Annotated in this window: 11 protein-coding genes; 3 read left to right on the forward strand and 8 right to left on the reverse strand. The window is 59.6% G+C overall.

What is annotated here, in order from left to right; genetic code table 11:
• Positions 1 to 14: 14 nt before the first annotated feature.
• A complete protein-coding gene (locus I41_RS13270) occupies positions 15 to 539 on the forward strand; it encodes a hypothetical protein (protein ID WP_145433147.1) in 525 nt (174 codons plus the stop codon).
• A 474-nt stretch (positions 540 to 1,013) separates the two neighbouring features.
• On the opposite strand, the gene I41_RS13275 is transcribed toward I41_RS13270, so the two are convergent.
• The 6 genes from I41_RS13275 to I41_RS13300 form a co-directional block, all read right to left on the reverse strand.
• Positions 1,014 to 4,202: a pentapeptide repeat-containing protein gene (locus I41_RS13275; RefSeq protein ID WP_145433148.1), complete on the reverse strand. Its 3,189-nt coding sequence runs from the start codon at positions 4,200 to 4,202 to the stop codon at positions 1,014 to 1,016.
• A gap of 46 nt (positions 4,203 to 4,248) precedes the next feature.
• Complete coding sequence (locus I41_RS13280) at positions 4,249 to 5,457, reverse strand: WD40 repeat domain-containing protein (RefSeq protein ID WP_145433149.1); 1,209 nt, start codon at positions 5,455 to 5,457, stop codon at positions 4,249 to 4,251.
• Entirely contained in the window at positions 5,442 to 6,659 is a 1,218-nt protein-coding gene (locus I41_RS13285; RefSeq protein WP_168206888.1) for a ScyD/ScyE family protein, read from the reverse strand. Before I41_RS13285 ends, I41_RS13280 begins: the two co-directional genes overlap by 16 nt.
• Before the next feature lie 489 nt (positions 6,660 to 7,148).
• Entirely contained in the window at positions 7,149 to 8,108 is a 960-nt protein-coding gene (locus tag I41_RS13290; protein WP_145433151.1) for a DUF1559 domain-containing protein, read from the reverse strand.
• The gene (locus I41_RS13295; protein WP_246133661.1) at positions 8,095 to 11,553 is read right to left on the reverse strand and encodes a WD40 domain-containing protein; all 3,459 of its coding nucleotides are present in this window, start codon (positions 11,551 to 11,553) and stop codon (positions 8,095 to 8,097) included. The genes I41_RS13290 and I41_RS13295 overlap by 14 nt, the downstream gene beginning before the upstream one ends.
• 107 nt (positions 11,554 to 11,660) lie before the next feature.
• Entirely contained in the window at positions 11,661 to 12,230 is a 570-nt protein-coding gene (locus tag I41_RS13300; protein ID WP_145433153.1) for an ECF-type sigma factor, read from the reverse strand.
• Between the two features lie 1,223 nt (positions 12,231 to 13,453).
• Here I41_RS13300 and I41_RS13305 point away from each other — a divergent pair.
• Positions 13,454 to 13,792 carry a hypothetical protein gene (locus I41_RS13305; RefSeq protein WP_145433154.1) on the forward strand — a complete coding sequence of 113 codons (339 nt, stop codon included), beginning with the start codon at positions 13,454 to 13,456 and terminating at the stop codon, positions 13,790 to 13,792.
• 734 nt (positions 13,793 to 14,526) lie between these two features.
• Positions 14,527 to 14,904: a hypothetical protein gene (locus tag I41_RS13310; RefSeq protein ID WP_145433155.1), complete on the forward strand. Its 378-nt coding sequence runs from the start codon at positions 14,527 to 14,529 to the stop codon at positions 14,902 to 14,904.
• Positions 14,905 to 15,073: 169 nt separating this feature from the next.
• Here the strand turns inward: I41_RS13310 and I41_RS13315 are convergent, their stop codons facing one another.
• Both I41_RS13315 and I41_RS13320 read right to left on the reverse strand, forming a co-directional pair.
• Entirely contained in the window at positions 15,074 to 16,126 is a 1,053-nt protein-coding gene (locus I41_RS13315; protein WP_145433156.1) for a hypothetical protein, read from the reverse strand.
• A 755-nt stretch (positions 16,127 to 16,881) separates the two neighbouring features.
• Positions 16,882 to 17,922 (reverse strand): linear amide C-N hydrolase, encoded by a 1,041-nt coding sequence (locus I41_RS13320; protein WP_210420939.1) that lies wholly within the window; start codon positions 17,920 to 17,922, stop codon positions 16,882 to 16,884.
• Positions 17,923 to 18,246: the final 324 nt, after the last annotated feature.

Below are 18,246 nucleotides of genomic sequence, written 5' to 3' on the forward strand. Positions count from 1 at the left end.
CGGAGCCAGTCGGTATGCCAACGAACACGGAAGCTACTACAACGCCGCAATCGGCGTGGCAAGTTGTCGCCGAGTTGCCGTATGGCGGCTCGCTCACGACGGTTCACCAGCAAGTCCGCACGCTGCGTCATCTCGTCGTTGATCCCTACGACGCGTCGCAAGATAACGCAATCCATTTTGCGCTGCGCGGCTATCGCTTTCGCATGGAGCAAGTTGACGACCGCTTAGACTTTTGGGTCAACGATGGAAGTTGCCCCGTGGGAAATCCTGATGGAACCGCTTTGCCATTTGGTCAAAACGCTGGCGATCAAACGCGAAACGCCAGTGGCGTAAAGCTTGCCCTGCCCGGCGGGCCAATCGCCACGGAGCCCAACTGCGCTGCGAATCGCCCGCTCCAAGTCGGCGGCGTCCGGTCCCGGCAATCGTCTGGATTGACCGCCGTGCGGACGGCAAACGTCAGTCGTTCCAACTCGCGAAGATCAGCGTCGGCGCGGGCGGCTCGATGGAATGTCGCACTGCTGATGCTGTCCAGTTGCTAGCGGCCGGCGTAGGGCAGGCGACACGTCGGACGCAAGTTGCGTCATTCCATGTCTAGCCGCGAGGCTTGCAAACTTTCGTAGCTGAGACGAGTTACCGACGGAGACTTCAAGACAATAAGCCGGTATGCGCCATCCGTCGGCGGGGCATGGGCGACCGAGGACAACGGAGCCGCGGATGTCGCCGTCGCAGCGGACAACGACCCATTCAAAGTTGTCGAGAAGATTAGAATTCGACCTTATGCGGTCAAAAGGAATCGGCATAGGCGCCAATCGCAGTCTGAAACGTGTGTCTTCCTACTGATGCGTGGCCAGCATGCGGCGACATTTGCGACGGTGGAAGCACGAGGGCAGGGGGCTGTCGGAACTCAACGTGGCCAATGTGACTGAGACGCCGCCCTCCAAGGGGCTTAAGCGTCAGGCGAGAAGCCTAAGCGTGGATGACAAAAGACTTCCCCTCGCTACGGGAACATTGGATTAGGAACGGGAGCCGTCCCCAGCTGAGCAATGGAGTGAGTTAAGCGGCTCAGCAAGTGAATTAGGCTTCGCAAGGATTAAAGCGCCCGCTACCAGTAAGATCAGCGTGGCGGTCGCCGGCTCGGGGATGCGCGCAGTGGCGGGCGCGGTCGGCACTTGCAGGTCAAACTGCTGCTGCCAGGCCAAGAAATCGGCGCCATCGACGTCTCCATCACGGTCAGCATCGCCAGCCGCCCGCGTCGCGCCCTCCCACGTGCCAAAGCCTGCTTTCCAAGACGCCAGGTCCGCTGCGTCAACCACGCCGTCACCGCTGAAATCGCCGCTAGTCTGTCCCGCAACTGTGGTAAGGATCACTTCGCCGGTGGTGTAAAGACGGGACAGATCCCAGCCGTAAGGGCTTGCGACATGGAACGCGCCAGTCGGCGTGACTCCTTGCCAATCGAACAGGTCGATGACACGGCCAATTTGGGCGACGGGATTCGTCCCTTCGGCAAACGCTAACTCCAGCGTTCCGCCGAGCGCGACGGGAATGCCGGCGGCGAACGAGATCGTCGAATCCCAAATATCGGCGTCGAACTCTAGGCGTAGCGTGCCGGTCGCGCTCACCATCGCTTGTTGCTCGACGATAATGGGCAGCGAGCCAACCGGCGGCGATGCTGACTGGTTGCCGTCATAATCCCGCACGATCAATGCTGAGTCGTTCGCCAGATTCAAGCCGAGTATATGGCCGTCGGAGTGAATCAGGTTGCTCGAATTGACGCCAACCAGCGTCGCCCATTCGAAGCGAGCGCCGCGCGAGTCGGCCCCGCTCAGATTCGCGTTGGTCAGGTTGGCTCCAGGGACGCTGCTCGAGCCGCCGAATTCATCGTAAATCAGCGCGCCGGCGAAATTGGCATTGGCGAGATTCGCGTGACTGAAGTTCGCGCCGGTAAGATCGGCTCCCCCGTAAAAGGAGTCTTCGTGCCCCAGGCGCGCGCCCGTGAGATTCGCGTTCGTGAAGTTGGCTCCTGCAAGGTTGGAATTCGCGAAAAAGGCATTCGTCAGATTGGCTCGGCGGAAGTCGGCGCCGGCTAAGTTGGAACCGCCGATCGATCCGTCAGCAAACGTCGCATTCGTTAACGTTTGTTCTGCGAAGTTGGCGCCGATAAGACCAAACCCTCCCAGGTTGATTCCGCTCAGGTCGCGAGTCTGGTAACTCAAGGTGGAATAAAGTTGCTCAAGCGTCAGCGCCGCAGAATTGTAGTTGTGGCTGAAGTTTGCGCCTCGCACGTCGGCCCCGGTAAAATTCACCCCAGTGAGGTTGGCTTGCCAGAGAGTCGCATTCGTGAGGTTGGTCTGGCTGAGATTGGCGTTCTGAAGAGTCGCATAGGACAACGTAGCGTTTGAGAGATTGGCTCCCAACAAAGTCGCCCCTGTCAGGTCGGCATGGCTATTGACGTCGCCGAATGTGGCCGCTGTGAGGTCTTGTCCGGCGAGATTGACGCCCGCCAATTTGCTGCCCACCAGCCCAATGCCTCGCAAGTCGCGGGCCTGATAGCTGGCCGTCGACTGCAGCTGAGCGACGGTTAATCCGCTGCCATAGTCTCCCAAGGGATCCGCCTGTCGATAAAAGTTGGCGCCCTGGACATTGGCTCCCACGAGGCTGGCGCCAGTGAGATGCGCATACGTAAAGTAGGCGTCCTTTAGATTTGCTTGGCTGAGGTTGGCGTTGTTGACGCTCGCACCGTAAAAGCCGGCGCTCTCAAGATTCGCATTGCTAAAGTTTGCGTTGGAGGACGTCGTAAGTGACAGGTCGGCATGGCTCAGATCTTGGCCGACGAAATTGCCGTTCTTCAGGTCGTTGCCGGAAAGTTTAATGCCTGCTAGATCGTGAGCCTGATAACTGGCGGTGGAATAGATCTGAGATTTGGAAATGCCTCCGGCGCCATAGTCGGTGAAATCTGCCCCCCGGATTTGAGCCCCGGTGAAGGTTGCGCCTGTCAGGGACGCCTGATAGAAGGAAACGTTCGTGAGATTGACCTGACTGAAATTGGCATTGGTCAGCGTGGCGCCGCCGAAGTACGCGTTGGCAAGAATTGCCTGGCTGAAATTGGCATTGGCGAGGGCAGCGCCGCCTAAACCTGCATTCGTTAGATTCTGCGAAGTGAAATCCGCGCCCGCTAGGTTCGCGCCGCCCAGCCCGATGCCGGTGAGGTCATGAGCCTGGTAGCTCGCCGTTGTGTAGAGTTGTGCCGCCGAAATACTCGAAATGCTCGCCCCTCGCACTTCGGCCCCGCTGAAGGTGGCGCCGGTGAGCGTTGCGCCGCTAAAATTCGCGCCGGTAAGGTTGGCTTGGTTCAGGTTGGCGCCGGTCAGCGTCGCCCCGTTGAGCGCCCCGTTGGTAAGGTTCGCCTGGCTAAAATTGGCATTGACGAGGGTGGCATATTGGAAGCGCGCCGTGGCGAGACTCTGGCCGGAGAGGTTCGCGCCGGAAAGATTGTTGCCGGCTAGGCCGATCCCGGTCAAATCATGGACCTGATAACTCGCCGTCGACGCAAGTTGCGCCGCCGAGATGCCGGTCCCGCCGAGGTAGTCCTGGCGGTCGAACGTCGCCCCGCTCACGACGGCGTTAGTGAAGTTCGCGCCCGTTAGCGTCGCATAGGCGAAGTTGGCATTGGCGAGGTTCTGGTTCGCCAGATTCCAGTTGGTCAGATAGTTGTAACTCAAACTGATTCTGGACAGATTCTGAGCTTGATAGCTGGCCGTGGAATAGAGCTGTGCAGCCGTAAAGTCCGACGAGTCGAACTGCGCCCCCCGCACTTCAGCATTCGTGAAATTGGCGCTGTTCAGTGTGGAGTAGTAGACCGTCGCGTTGGTCAGGTCGGCCTGGGTAAGATTCGACCCGGAAAGATCGCTGTAAATAATGTACGACTGGCCAATCTCACCGCCGTCCACCCAATACCCGCCCAGGTCCGCGCCGATCAGGTACGCCTTGGTCAGGTTGCGACCCGGCAGAAAAGCTCCGGGCGCGACGACGGCGCCCGCGCCGTCGGGCGTAAGCGTCGAGCTCTGTTGCTTCCCCAAACCGGGGTTGGCCGGGTTGATGTACTCCCACTGATAGATGTCGGCGCGTGCCGACGGAAACCAGGAGTAAGCGGCGAGCAACGCGCTCACGAACGCCGCGACAGGGACGTTGCATTGGTTTGTCATGGGAGCCTTCTGTCGGGGTTGTCGGCTGAGCAGATACGCGAGCTAGTTATCTGGCGTGGATCGACCGGACGCCACGCTCTTGCCTTCGCTCCGGCGATTTCCGCCCCGGGAGCAGTGTGGCGCCAAGGCACCCGAGCAATAGGCTCGCGGGTTCGGGCACAATGGAATAAACGTAGGCTGAGCCCGTGAAAGCCTTATCCTGTGAGAATCCGACGACTGCAAAGTCACCGCTGATGGCGACGGCCTCGCCAAAGTTCACTTCCTGGAAATGGAGCGCCATGTCGTCGGAGGGGATGAGCTTGGCGCGTGGCTGTCCCGTGATCGCGTCAAAGAGGAAAGCCGAGCGTATGCTCTCCTCGTAGGACCAGCCACCGACGATTGCCGTGTTGCCGTCAATTGCCACAGAGATGCCGAATAAATCTGGCGATTCGGGAGCGGTGAGCTTTGCAAGAGCCAATCCGGTTGTCACGTCGAACAGGGTTGCCGCGGCGGAACCGATGACCGGCGAGCCGACGAGGGCCGTGTTGCCGCTGATTGCGACGGATTGACCGAACGCGTGTGCTGCGGGGTTCGGGTCGCTCAGTTTCAACAGCTCCTGGCCGGTCGTCACATCAAAGAGGTAAGCCGCGTTATTGAGTGAGCCGACGATGGCCATGTTGCCGCTGATGCCGACGGAGAAACCGAAGTAATCGTTCGGAACGGTATCGGAGGCAGTCAGCTTGAATAGCTGTTTGCCGGTGGTGACGTTGAATAAGTATGCTGTATCTGAGTAGGACCCAACGACAGCCACGTCGCCGCTGATGGCGACTGTGTTGCCAATGTGCGCATCGTCGACAACAAGCTTGAACAGCTCTTGGCCTGTCGAGACGTCAAACACGTAGGCGGCACCACCGCCTGCGGTGGGGTCCCCATAGGCCCCCACAATTGCTCGATTGCCGCTGAGCGCGACGGAGCTGCCGAACTGATGTTGCGGCGCTGCCTCAGCGGATGTGAAGTTCCACAACTCATGTCCCGTGGATACATCGAACAGATGGGCTGACCCCGGACTGAACCCGCCGTTGCCGCTTCCGGGGGATCCCACGAGGGCGAGCTGGCCGCTGACCGCGACGGACGTGCCAAAGACACGAAACGGGGTGCTGTCGCTGGCGGTGAGCTTGAACAGCTCGTCGCCAATGCTTGGTGCAGCGCAACAGACGTGAGAGATCTGCACGAGAGCGTTCAATAGAATCACAAATGGGATCAAGTTCTTCTGCATTGGAGGGTTCCTTTTGTTTTCAGACGTCGGGCGCTTGCACTCCCCATGAGAAGTAACGTCCACAAGATTCCGACCGAGCTTGGCTCCGGCACAGGCGTCAGTCGCAGCACCTGTCCGCCGGTGGGGGCGTTCGTTCGATTCGAGACATAAAGCGCTCCGTCTGGCCCGGCCAGCACGCTGCCGGGGAACAACAGTCCCTCGCTAGCGATCAACGTGCGGTCGCCGGTCACGCCGTCGATTTTGAACAGCGCCCCTGGACCTGGACCGGTAGCAGACGCCAATCCGTTCGTAGTAATTTGCAGCACGAACAAGTTGCCGACCTCGTCAAATGTAAGGTCGATGATGTTGGTGAAACCCGTATGGGCCACGCTGAGGACGTTCGTTGTTGGGTCGAAACGGTAGACATTCGCCGCTCCTGGAGGAAACGGAAAACCTGTCAACTGCCCGATGTAGTAAGCGCCGTCGGGGCCCACCGCAATGGTCGTCGGAACCGACTGGAACACCGGCGGGCCAAACGGCAGCGGATTGGGACGCGCTGGCAGGACGCCCAGCGTCGAGACGGCGCCAGCCGGGCTTGCTTTCAGGAAGCTGTTGCCGCCGGCGTCGGCCACAAGAAAATCGCCATTGGACGCGATCGCCACGCCAAAGGGGTTGCTGTCGGTCGCGCCGCCCGCTGGATTGGTCAAGCCCTCATGACTTGCGAGATCGGCGATCGGCTCGACTCCGCCGCCGCTTAGTGGCAGTCGAACGATTCTGCCGAGATTGGCTCCGGCCGTTCCCAGATTCGCATCTCGTTGTGACGATTCGGAACCAAAGGAGAATAGCCCGTACGCCTGCCCCAGGCCGTCAAAGGCGACGTCTTGCAACCCGCTCGCGTCGAGTCCTGCCGCAGTCGCGATGGAAGGCAAGTCGGTCAACACGCGCTCTTGAACTCCTCCCAGCAGTCGCGACAGACTACTGGTGGCGCCTAAGAACGCCGTATTCCCGTTACCGAGGACCACGCTCGGACCGCTGCCGCCGCTGCCGGCTTCGGCCACGTAGATTCCGCCGTCGGGTCCCAGCGCGAGACCGCGCGGGCTGGCCAAGTCGTGCATGACCTCGCTGATCGAATAGACGGCCGCCGCCGCGTGCCGCGAGGCCAACGCCGCTGAAGAGACGGCAACTGCCATCGCGAGTCGCAGAGCCGTTAGATAACGTGACATTGGATCGAACTTTCTACAGGAATGGTTAGCGGCGCATCGGCAGCAAGAACGCGCACCGTGCATGGGGATGTAGTTCCTCTGCCCAGCAAACGCTTGCGATACAAGATCGTTACCAGTTACTGCGACGCGCAGCGCCCAACTGTGCCACTGAAAAAGAAATCTTTAGCAGAAAACTTCGTCTATCGGGGGCGAAGGTTATCGTCGTGAAGCGAGCGAGTAGGCAATGACGCGGTAGGGACGCAGCCGGTTTACGCGTGGCGAGAGGACCGGACCGCTGAAATCCCTTCCTGCGGCCAGCCGCGATTGGCTTCAGTGACCGATGGCTGACGGCGACGGATTGAACGCAAATGTCAGGAGCTCACGCATTCGATGCTGCGGTGAAGGTGGGCGACGTGAAGGCGTTCGCCGTCAGATGAGGCGCATTTGGTTCCTTACCTCAGCTGCCATCAGGAGAGAAGCTTGCTGGAATAGTCCGACGACCGGAGGCGCTCATTCGTCCTGATATCCGCTCAACGTCTGCAGGTGCGTTAGCGGAACCGTTTCCGTCAGGAAGCGCGCCGAGCCATCGGCGAACGCAAAGTTGGCGCCTCCTGGATGACCGCTGCCGAAGGCACATACCCGATCATCCATCGCCTGCCGATTCGCTAGGGGCGGCGCCTGAAAGTTGACGTCGACGGCCGAGTGCAACGTTGCATTCGCCATGACGCCTGGATTAGCGACGTAGCTCCATCTCCCCAGCTCCGCCATTGGAGCCACGCCGGGTAAGACGGCGGGACGGCGAAGATCGAATTCGGCGTCTTCATGGTATCGCTCGCCAAACAACAGCGTCTGACTACTTCCATCGGTCACGTCGGCCAGTCGAACCCGGCTACCGAGAAAGAAGATGCCGTCACGGGAGATCCCGGGGAAATCGGGCGGACCGCCCGGATTGACCGAGCGGCGGCCCGCGACGCCGCCGTAACTGCTCATGCCGTAGTGACCGCGCGACCAAGGCGGGGACGCCGAGTATGCCGCCGTCAACTCCGTCACGCTCTCGGGAAGCGAATCTGTGGGGCAGATCAGCGCGGCGATAACCTGCGCGCCAACCGCATGAGGACCTCCCGCGACGTTGTGGCGATTGTCTTGGTGATCCCAAACGGCGGAGAGATTGTTCTCTTCTAGGAAGGCGAGCAACTCGACCCATACGTTAGCGCCATGGGCGGGGCGACCGCTCTGATCGACTGGAAGTCGGCCGCCAGTGGGGAACCGCCCGTTAACGCTGTGAAAGTTCTGAGCGGACAGGCCGAACCCCTTCAGGTTGTTGAGACACGTCGCGCGCCGCGCTGACTCCCGCGCCGCCTGCAACCCCGGTAACAAGAGCGCCAGCAGTATGCCAACGATGGCGATCACCGTGAGGAGCTCGACGAGGGTCATCGCCTGCGATTGACGAAATCGATCAGTCTGCGACATCGCCGCCCTCTTTCGCTGACGTGCTCGATGCGACGCTCAACGTGGGTCGCGCCGTCGTCCAAAGGGAGGCGTCCCAAACCATCACCTCGCCGTGGCCGGCGTGGCCGCTCCCCGACGCGAGCAAGCTGCCGTCCGGGCTGAACGCCAAGCACTGGACAAAGCCGGCATGACCCTTCAGCGTGACGGGCTCGGTCATCGCGGGAGCCTCTAGGTCCCAAACTTTGACGGTTGAGTCCCAGCTGCCCGAGGCCAAGAACCGTCCGTTGGGGCTGAAGGCGACTTTCCAGGCATACCCCCGATGTCCCTTGAGCGTACGGAACTCCGTGTATGTTCTCGCCGCCCAATCCACCTCCCAGATCTTCACCGTATTGTCGCCCGCAGGTTGGTCGCGGCCGGGCGTAGCGATCCGCCGTCCATCCATACTGACGGCGACGCTACCATTAGGATTGGAGTTGTGTCGTATCTCAAACAAATGCTGCGGTTTGGCGACGTCCCAGATTTTCACCGCAGGGTCGGAGGCCCCGGCCGAGACAAAAAACGAGCTGTCGGGATGAAAGGCGACGCTCGGGACTGGCGCAGGAGTCGCCTTTGGCGGCTGGGAGGGCTGGCCATTGGTCGGGTCGACCAGCGCAATGCCTGCATCTTGACCGATAGCCAACAGTCGATCATTCGGGCTGAATGCGACGCAGTGAAGTCGTTGGTCGTACGCCATGGACCGCCGTTCGACAAGCGAATCTCCAACGGGAGATTCTATGTCCCATATCTTGCACGCGTTGTCCCAGCCAACCGATGCAATCGTCCGTCCGTCAGCGGCGAACGCCACGCCAGTGACAATTCCGCGATGCCCGCGCAGCGAGTATCGCGGTCTGAATATCGCCGGCAATCCACCCGTCGATTCGCGTTCGGGTGACGAAGCCGGCGCTGCCTCTTGACGAAGAATCTCCCAGAGTTGAATGGTGTGGTCCCAACTGGCCGTCGCCAACCATTTTCCATCGGAGCTAAACGCTAAGTCAGAGACTTTGTCGGTATGGCCGCCGAGCGTAACGCATTGGGGGTCCGGGGGAGCTCCGGTCAGCGGCGCAGCGTCCCAAAGGCGGACCGTATTGTCGTAGCTGGCGGAGGCCAGTTGACTTCCATCGGGACTGAAGGCGACGTTGGCGACCATGCTATTGTGGGCGAATATCGTGAGCAGTTCACGACCATTGACGGCGTCTAGGAGCCGCACGGTGCCGTCGAAGCCGGCCAGCGCCAGCCGCTCGCCGTCTGGACTAAAGGCGACGGCGCGGCACTGGTGCGTGTTGCTTTGCTGCGAGATTTCTAAGCGTCCGGTCGTCGTGTTCCAAACCTTGACAAAACCGTCCAGACACGACCAAGCCAGCCGACTTGCGTCGGGACTGAACCATGCGCTGAAGGGATATGCCAGCAGGTCCCCTTTGAAGACAAACGTCTCGCGGCCCGCGGCCCGGTCCCAGACCTTGACGGTGCCGTCCTCACAGGCCGCCACCACCGACGTGCCGTCGGGCCGAAAAGCCACTCCCTTGACTGCCGAGGGGTGAGGCGAAAATACATCCAATAAGTTACCGCTGGCAACGTCCCACACCCGGACGATTCGATCAGCGCCGCCGGAGACGAGCAGGCGGCTGTCCGGGCTGAAAGCGACCTGCCATGTCGGCCCTTGATGGCCCTCCAGCGTATGAAGCGGCTTTCCAGTTGAGACGTCCCAGATTCGAATCCGGCCGTCCTGACGGGCGACGGCTAGGCACTGACCATTTGGGCTAAAGGCGAGGCCTCGAATCAGAGCGCCGCCTTGTTGGACCGTCTGTTGCTCTAAAGTGCGGATCGTTGTTCCCGACTGAGCATCCCGGAGGACCACGATTCCATCAATTCCCGCCATCGCGAGCTGACGGCCGTCGGGGCTGTAGACGACGCGGACCACGGTTGAAGTATGACGCAGCGGAGGGGACGTCCCGTACCTCTGACGTTTCAGGAAGTGCCATTCCCAGCCCCGTCGTTCGTTCGGACACTCATCGAGGAGCTCCTCGGCGCGACCGACGTTGCCGGCATTCAGCTCCCGCTCAGCCAACGCGATGCGCTGGACGTACGAAGTTTCTTGCTCGCGTTCCAGGGCTCTGGAAGTTTCTCGCTGCTCGCCCTTCACCTGCTCGTTGCTGGCCGCCATCACCAGGACGTTGCTGATCAGGCTTCCGACAGCCAGCAGCGCCGCGAGACCTAAGGCGACGGCCGTCGCTAATGGCGCCTTGTGTCGCCTGCCAAACTTTCGTAGGCGATAGGCCAGGGAAGGAGGGCAGGCCTGAACGGGACCGTCCAGCAAATGATTCTCAATGTCCTCGGCCAATGCACTGGCGGAGTCGTAGCGACGATTGCGGTCCTTTTCCAGGCACTTCATCACAATCCAGTCGACCTCGCCGCGCAGCGACTCGCGGAGTTTGCGAGGATCGACCTTCCGCCGCTCGGCCAGAGTTGACAGTTGATCAACGTCGAGCGTGCTCAGGCGGTCGCTGGGCCGGGGCGGTTCCTCTTCCTGCAAAATTCGCCGCATGCCGTCAAAGCCGGCGACCTTCAAGGTCGATTCGTCAAACGGGGTCGTGCCCGTCACGAGTTGATAGAGCAACACTCCCAGCGAATAAATGTCGCTCCGCGTGTCTACGTCGAGACCGTTCAGTTGCGCTTGCTCGGGACTCATATACATCGGCGTCCCGATCATTTGTCCGAAGCCGGTGAACAGCGTTTTCTCAGTGAGTTGGGCGTCAACCGCCTTGGCCACGCCAAAGTCGATGATCTTCGTGACTGGTCGATCGTCATGCATCGTCACCATCACGTTGGAGGGCTTGAGATCGCGGTGAATGATCCCGCGTTGATGAGCGTGCTGCACGGCGCGACAGGCGACGGCGAACAGCTGCAGGCGTTCGCGCGTCGTTAGACTTCGCCTGTCGCAGTGATCGGTAATGGAAAGGCCCGGGACAAGTTCCATGACGAAGTACGGCCGGCCGGACTCGGTCGACCCGGCGTCGAACACTTTCGCGATATGCGGATGATCCATCATCGCCAAGGCTTGACGCTCGGCTTCGAATCGGGCGACGACTTGGCGCGTATCCATGCCCAGCTTGATAATCTTCAACGCAACCCGCCGCCGAATGGGTCGCTCTTGCTCGGCCATGAAGACGACCCCAAACCCCCCCTCGCCGATTTGTTCGAGGAGTTTATAAGAGCCAATGACGGAGCCAGGTTCCTCGGCGACGCGCAGCCGCGTCAGTTGGTCGTCAATGACGGCTGTCGAGAGAAAACTGCCGGCCTTAAAGTGAGCTTCAAGCAAGTTCTCGACGCTTGCGCGGAGCGCCGGGAGATCGGCACAGGCCTCGTCGAGGAACGTCGCGCGCTCTTCGGCGGACGCCAGGTCCAAGGCCCGCTCAAAAAGTGATCGCACATTTGGAGGGTCGTTTACCATAGATACAGTTTCACCGGCGCATGCTGAGTCGCTACCTGTCACTGCGACGCGCGGCGCCCAATTGTGCCAGAAAAAAATGGGGATTTTCAGCGGCCAGCGTCGCCCAGCTGCTGATAAAGCCAGGCGCGGGCGTAGGTCCAGTGTCGATTAACCGTCCGAGCCGAGAGATTCGTCGCGCGAGCGGTCTCCTCGATCGTGAGACCCGCGAAATAGCGTAGTTTGACGACCTCAGCCGCCTCGGGCTCGTTCGCCGTCAGTCGCGCCAGCGCTTCGTCGAGGGCGATCAAGGCGTCGTCGGCGGCATCCGAGACCAGCAACTGACAATCGAGATCGACGCGCTGCCGACCGCCGCCGTGGCGAAGTCGTCTTTTTCGCCTCGCATTCTCGACGAGCAGCCGTCGCATCGCCTCGGCGGCGGCGGCAAAGAAATAGCTTCGGCTTTCCCAGCGCTGGGCCGTGCGATCAGCCGGGCCGACAAGTCGGAGATAGGCTTCGTGGACGAGCGCCGTGGCGCCCCAGGTCTGCCCCGGCTTTTCGTGCGACAGACGAGATGCCGCCAATCGGCGAAGCTCGTCGTATACCAATGGTAGCAGCAGTTCAGCGGCCCTGGGGTCGCCCGGCTCCATTTGCGAAAGAATCTGAGTGATGTCCGCCATACCAGGCGATTGTACCAGCAGGATCGAGATTCGCCGAAACTTGACCAGCCGCCGCCCCCGGGCCGCTGATCCGAAAAGGGCTCAAAGGTCCAACGTTACTTGCGGCGTATCGGCTGCCACGGGCTCGCTGAGCGTCGGAGCGACGACGCAGGTGCGTTTCCAGAAATTACTGGATGTCCTGTCGAGGTGCCGGATTGACGAATGTAGTGATATCCGCCGACGGCTCCAGTAGTGATCGCCGACGTCAAACAATCGGCCCCTCGGAAGCGTTGATTACAGGCCTTTATTGGAACGTCTCAGCGAGCAGACGCATTTACTACGTCTGCCGCGTCGCTCAATCAAGACCGCCAGGGTTTCCTCGACGCTTAGGGTCGTTGCACGGTTGTTCGCTACGGTATCCGGGCGCCAGACCTCCTGGCGGGCGCTACGTTTTGGAATGGCGTCACAGTCGATTCCGCAACGGTTGCCGCGCTCCCTACGCTCCAGCGCTCGCCCGCCGTGGCTTCTAATGAACAAATGACTAACAGTCTCGCCGGCTTCGCCGGCAGTCGCCCGAGAAAGTCTCCTCGTTGTGAGCCGAATCTAGTTGTTTCCACGAGCGATCACGCCCTTGATACGCGACAACGAGCACTCCATCGTGGGGCGGTCGACCGCCAGGGAGCAACAATTAACCGCTGCGCTCGGTGACTTGGCCCGCCGCTTGACAAGCCCACCGGCGCAAGGCTGCAAAACGAAGGCACGCCACACGAGCGAAATCGTCAGCGGCTTATCATTATTCAGCGGGAGGAGACTCAATAGACGAATCAACGGGCAGTAACCGACGGTTACCATCGCAGTAGTTCCGCACAGTTGGATCCAGTGTATCCAATTCATCCACGGCAAGACGCCAACAATCAGTAAACCTAGATAGGCGATTCTGACTTGCACTGGATAGGGTCTGATCCGCTGAATGAGATGAAAGAAGTATCCGCCCACCACGATGCATAGTCCCGTCGCCGTGGCCAAGGCCGAGAACGATCCTGCTAGGTGCGCGGCCAGCAACGGAATCGTGAGTGCCCAATGCCACCAACTGAGGTCGGTCAATACATGGCGGTCGAGGGTCGCTCTAGCCATGGCACGCCATAGCCAAGACTGCGTTCTACAAGCATTTCGGAAGCAAAGAAGATTTGACGCTCGCTGCTTTGGACATGCAGAACTGTTGGCTGCAAGACACATTTCAAAAGATGATTCAAGCGCGGGGCGGCGCGATCGCAGTCGCACAGCTACACGCGGTGCTCGACGTCGTGGAACTCATTATCGAATCGGAGGGTTTTCACGGCTGCATTTTCGTCAACGCGGCGATGGAAGTTCCGCTGCCGCATGAACCTGCCCATGTGGCCGCGTCGCAAAGTAAGCAAGCCATCGAGGACATCCTTTATGCGATCGCGGTGAACGTCCGCGCCGACGAACCTCGCTCGCTAGCTCGGGAACTGTGCCTAATTATGGAAGGCGCCTATGTCACGAGCATGTTTCCGGCAGCAAAGACACAATCGACGTCGCCCGCCGAATCGCCAATAGTGTGATTTCGTCACGTTGTCCGGAGTTGCCGCGTTGACGATCGCTCTACAAGAGCATTGAGAATGACCTGTTGCGATAACCGCCGCGGTCCAGTTCCCTTGCCGGTGAGCTAGGAGATGCGTTGCTGAGACGCATCCTTCAGCCATTCGAAAAGGAGGACAGACATGTGGCGTCTAGGCATCGAACTGCATCGCAGAACGGTTGTAAGCGTTCCACGATCCACACGGTCTCAACGCTCGCTACCAGCAGCCGCTTTTGCGAGATCCGGCGCCGTTTCTAGAACGGTGGGTTCTCGACGTATCGCATGGCGAGTTGGGATTTGCAGCGCACTCTTAAAAAGTGTCGCGATCCTTTTACCGCTACGCTCAATTTTAAAAGTAACGCGCGGGCGGCCATCGCCATCGGATATCAGTACGCGCTATCGCGACTCATGGAACCGGGCCAATTCACTTGAGCCAAGTGACCTTTGGCGCGGCGGCTTTGCACTCGGTGTAGTTCCTGGTTTAATGGTCCGCGCGCGTCTGCGTTCTTCCGGTTGCTGCCCTTGCTGCCGAAGACGAAAAAGCGACTGATCCGCCAATGGAAAGGAATTGAACCATGTCCTCGGCGCTCAACGATGCTACCGGCTAATTTGAATTTAACGAGTCCCAGAACCAATTAATCGGAAGTCTCGCTAGAACGATGGCCTTGGTTGGTTTTGTGATGAGTTTGTTTGGGATTGCTGCAATTGATCAACGGTATGGCTTCACTGTTTCTAGCCCGTGATCCACAGCGTGTGATTGCTGCGGCGCAAAAGGCCGGCGCTTCGGAGGAACAACTTGGCGCGTTGAAGGAAGTTCTGTCCGGTGGTTTCCGGTCCTCGCCGGTCACTGTTTCAGCGATCGCAATGGCCTTGGCCTCACTGCTGTTATTTGTGGTCGGCCTGTGGACCCGACAGGCAGGTATCGGATTCGCCGCAATTGTGATGACCAAAGGGAAGGATATTTTACGGCTGATGGAGGCGCTCGGAGCGTTACACCGGAAGTATGGATTGATCTATTCCGTCCTTTGGGCGGCAGCGGTCGTGAGCTCGGTGTCGCTCGTGCTCGGCCGTTGGCATTCATGGCGCGGCGATTGACCGGTCGACCGACAACCCTTGGGTTGTATTTCCAAAGGCCCTTCGATTGGACAACTCACAAGCTGCATGAGATTCCAAGAGAATGGGGCGTGTGCGAGTGCGCTGGCCCACTTGTTGACGAACAAATCAGTTGCCTAGATTCGAGCGTCACGCGACCGATCTTGCGGTATCACCAGGTGAGAGTCAGGCCAGCCGTGGCGCCATGCAAGAACGCGCCTCCCGTGCTATCGATGCCGTCATGGGTGATCTGTTGATGCATCGCCGCGAATTGGTCGCCTGCGACCGCCACTCCCTCAATCCACAGCAGTTGGTAGCCGCCTTGAAATGCAATATGGTCTGAGATTCGGTAAATCGCCAATGCATTGACGTCACCCACGAATGCAACTTGATCTTGTTGATCGGCGGACAGCAACGTCGAGTTGACGTTCCAATGGTTCGCGGCAGCGTTTCCGTAAATGCCGGCTTTCGATGCGCAACTGATTGCGAGTGGCCCGCCGCCATCGAGGATCCTAGTGATTGCGCCCACCTGAACGCCGTAGAGATTATTGCGCGTCGTCGTATCGTAATCGTGGCGACTCGAGTCAGCGAGCCTCTGTACAATATTAAGTTGATCGTTAAGTTGTAGCCAGCGAAATCCGGCCACCGAAGTGAGCCATGAGTAAGAAGTATTCCGGCGCGCATTCAGTTCCGCGCTGTAGAACTGTGATCGCCACTGGGAATCTAAGTGCGAGGGATGAAATAACCCGCCGCTATTGGGAAATTTCCAAAACCCATTCGTATCCATCGAGCTGCTGGCCTGCCAACTCTGCACCCCGAAGTATCGAACGTCGATGGCATCAACGGCATCGACGTTGTCGACCCGCCGGACCGCGCTGATATCGGCTCCGGCCGCCCAATCGAATTTGAATTCATTCGCATCGAGCAGCGTCGACGTGTTCTGGAAGTTGCGGGCGATCGGACTCGATTGCGGGGCCCCGCGAGTCAGAATCACGGCCCCTGCACTGACCGTCCACAGCGGCTCACGGCATTCTTCCCAGCAATGGCCACCGCCGCAGCAGTCGTCTACTGTCGAAGCGTGACCTTCCTCTTCAGGCATTTGTTCCGACACGTTAGTATACGACGCCGGTTGATTGAACCAGTCATTGGCCGCTTGCTGAGCAAAGACAGGCGTTGGGAGGAGCGTTATTGCAATGACAGAAGCGGCGAGTTGAAGGACTCTCATTTTCTGACGCGCTCCGCGTGGAAGTGAACCGAATGGATCTCATTTCCTCGTAGCGGAGATCTCGACCATGGATTGGTGGACTCGCCGCTAACGACAATATCGACTGTCACAACGCGCAAATTGCAAATTGGCGTTGTAATTCAAAGGACTTTCCGTATTGAGAAGGGCTGAGTGATTCGCTCACTGGAAAGGATGCATATCTGCGTCGCTATTTCCAAATAGAGAATGCCAAGTGCGTCACAACGCACGCTTGCTGTGCCAATACCGCACGCATCATGACGCCCTTGTATTCAGCCCCGACGGCCACGACGGGGTCGTCACCAGTGTTCGCTGGCAGAGTTGGATAGAAATGGTTATTGTCCGGCCCCGATAATCGTCTGAATTTCGGTGTGCTTTACCGGATAAAAGGTAAGCGTTTCAGCAAGGACACCCTAGTCGCCGCTCTACGCCGTCACTCGAAACCAGGGGGGTGGGCCTCATCCGATCCCGGGCACCAGTGAAGCCGTGGGGGCCGCCGCTAAAAATCGGTCGTTAGATTGGCCGGGCGACGTGGCGGCGACTCTTCCCCGCCCCGGTCGATGTGACCGAAGCGTGCAACGCCGATTGGCTTGTGTGAGAATTAATTCGGGGCGAGAAGACAGCTCTTGGACCTTCTGACTGGGACACGGGCTGGGAAGCAAACTGAAGACACCTAATGGACAGCGACGCGCCACGCCACGGCCAATAATAGAAATTGGACATTGTCAGGATTCAGGCTATTCCTTCGTTGCCTCGTAGTGGCTTCCGAGCGGTGCGAAGGTGAACAGCGTGGCCTCGACGAACTTGTCTGCGGCGTTCCCGTTGTAAGTCTTTCCGCCGACCAACTCCAGCTTTTTCACTGGCGCGCCCGGCTTCAGGTCGAGATCGTCCAAGCGCACCCAGAACGTCGCTGGGGTCATCGCCGAATCGAACATCACGATGCGATTGGTGCTATCGCTCACGGTGCGCCAGACGGTCGAGGAGACCCAGGGCTGGTTGTCGACGTCGATGCCAAGGGGCGTGCCGACGCTCCGCATGACGGAGAGCACCGACATCATCGCCTGGAAGTGAAACTTCTGACCTGCCACGCCGCTGATGTACTGCGGCTTGGCTTCGGTCGGGATCGCAGCCAGCAGATACGTCGCCCGGACAAAGCGATCGGCGGCGCTGGACGTGCCGGGCAGCGACTTCGTCAGCCCGCCCGCCAGTTGCCAGTATTCCATGATGGCCAACTGCTTGTCGTATGTCGGCGAGTTCGTCATCACCTTGAACTGCTTGCCGTGGTGGATGACGAGCTTGCCCTGCACATACTCGAAGATGGCCGAGTCGCCGGTCGGATCGGCTATCGCGAGGTGCATATTCGCGGGCTTGCCAGTGGGCAGAACGACGGTTTGGACTTGGAAGCTCCCTTTTCTGAAGTCGGCCACCGCCTCGGCCACCGTCGCGTGGTTGTCGAGGATGTATTGCGCCCAAGTGCTCATCGAGATGACTTTGGTCCCTTCCGGCGGCTTGCCGTAATCAGACTCGACAAGGGCGAGCATGTTGACGACCAGCCCCTTTTCGTTCATGCCTTCGGAGGTGCCGATGTCGTAGCCTGACACAATCAGACTGCCGTACTTCGACTCCCACGAGATGCTGTTCGTCCCGCCCATCCCGTCGCGCTGCATGCCGCGCGGCAGCACCCACATGTTGGACTTCAAGTCCTCGCCCCAGTCCATGGACCGACCGGTGATGACCGTGCCGTCCTTCGCCACGAAGAGAACTCGCGTGCAGGCCATTGCAGGCATCGGGAAAGAGGTGAGGACGAGTGTTCCGATCAGGGCAATCAGAACTCTGTGGGTGATTTGGTTAATTCGCATAGAATGTTCCTTGTGATTGCATATCGGCGCCGGCATTCATGCTGCGATTGCAGTTTATAGCAGACTGCCCGTCAGAACACGAACAAACAGGTCGTTGGAACAGTCGAAAGGCCACACTGCATCGCGAGTTACCGCGACCAGCATCGGCGAGATTCCGGGTGCGTCGCCAACCTGGCGTCGGGCAGCAGCGTCCCGACCGCCGGCGGCGTGTTGCGTGACAACTGGGTCGGAAGATCGCACACA

The sequence above is a fragment of the Lacipirellula limnantheis genome (genome assembly GCF_007746075.1).
Classification (GTDB): Bacteria; Planctomycetota; Planctomycetia; order Pirellulales; family Lacipirellulaceae; genus Lacipirellula; species Lacipirellula limnantheis.

Bases quoted from the DNA above. Each gene is read 5' to 3' on its own strand.
- I41_RS13270 (WP_145433147.1), top strand. From the start codon at position 15: ATGCCAACGAACACGGAAGCTACTACAACGCCGCAATCGGCGTGGCAA.
- I41_RS13275 (WP_145433148.1), bottom strand. From the start codon at position 4,202: ATGACAAACCAATGCAACGTCCCTGTCGCGGCGTTCGTGAGCGCGTTG.
- I41_RS13280 (WP_145433149.1), bottom strand. From the start codon at position 5,457: ATGCAGAAGAACTTGATCCCATTTGTGATTCTATTGAACGCTCTCGTG.
- I41_RS13285 (WP_168206888.1), bottom strand. From the start codon at position 6,659: ATGTCACGTTATCTAACGGCTCTGCGACTCGCGATGGCAGTTGCCGTC.
- I41_RS13290 (WP_145433151.1), bottom strand. From the start codon at position 8,108: ATGTCGCAGACTGATCGATTTCGTCAATCGCAGGCGATGACCCTCGTC.
- I41_RS13300 (WP_145433153.1), bottom strand. From the start codon at position 12,230: ATGGCGGACATCACTCAGATTCTTTCGCAAATGGAGCCGGGCGACCCC.
- I41_RS13305 (WP_145433154.1), top strand. From the start codon at position 13,454: ATGATTCAAGCGCGGGGCGGCGCGATCGCAGTCGCACAGCTACACGCG.
- I41_RS13310 (WP_145433155.1), top strand. From the start codon at position 14,527: ATGGCTTCACTGTTTCTAGCCCGTGATCCACAGCGTGTGATTGCTGCG.
- I41_RS13315 (WP_145433156.1), bottom strand. From the start codon at position 16,126: ATGAGAGTCCTTCAACTCGCCGCTTCTGTCATTGCAATAACGCTCCTC.
- I41_RS13320 (WP_210420939.1), bottom strand. From the start codon at position 17,922: ATGGCCTGCACGCGAGTTCTCTTCGTGGCGAAGGACGGCACGGTCATC.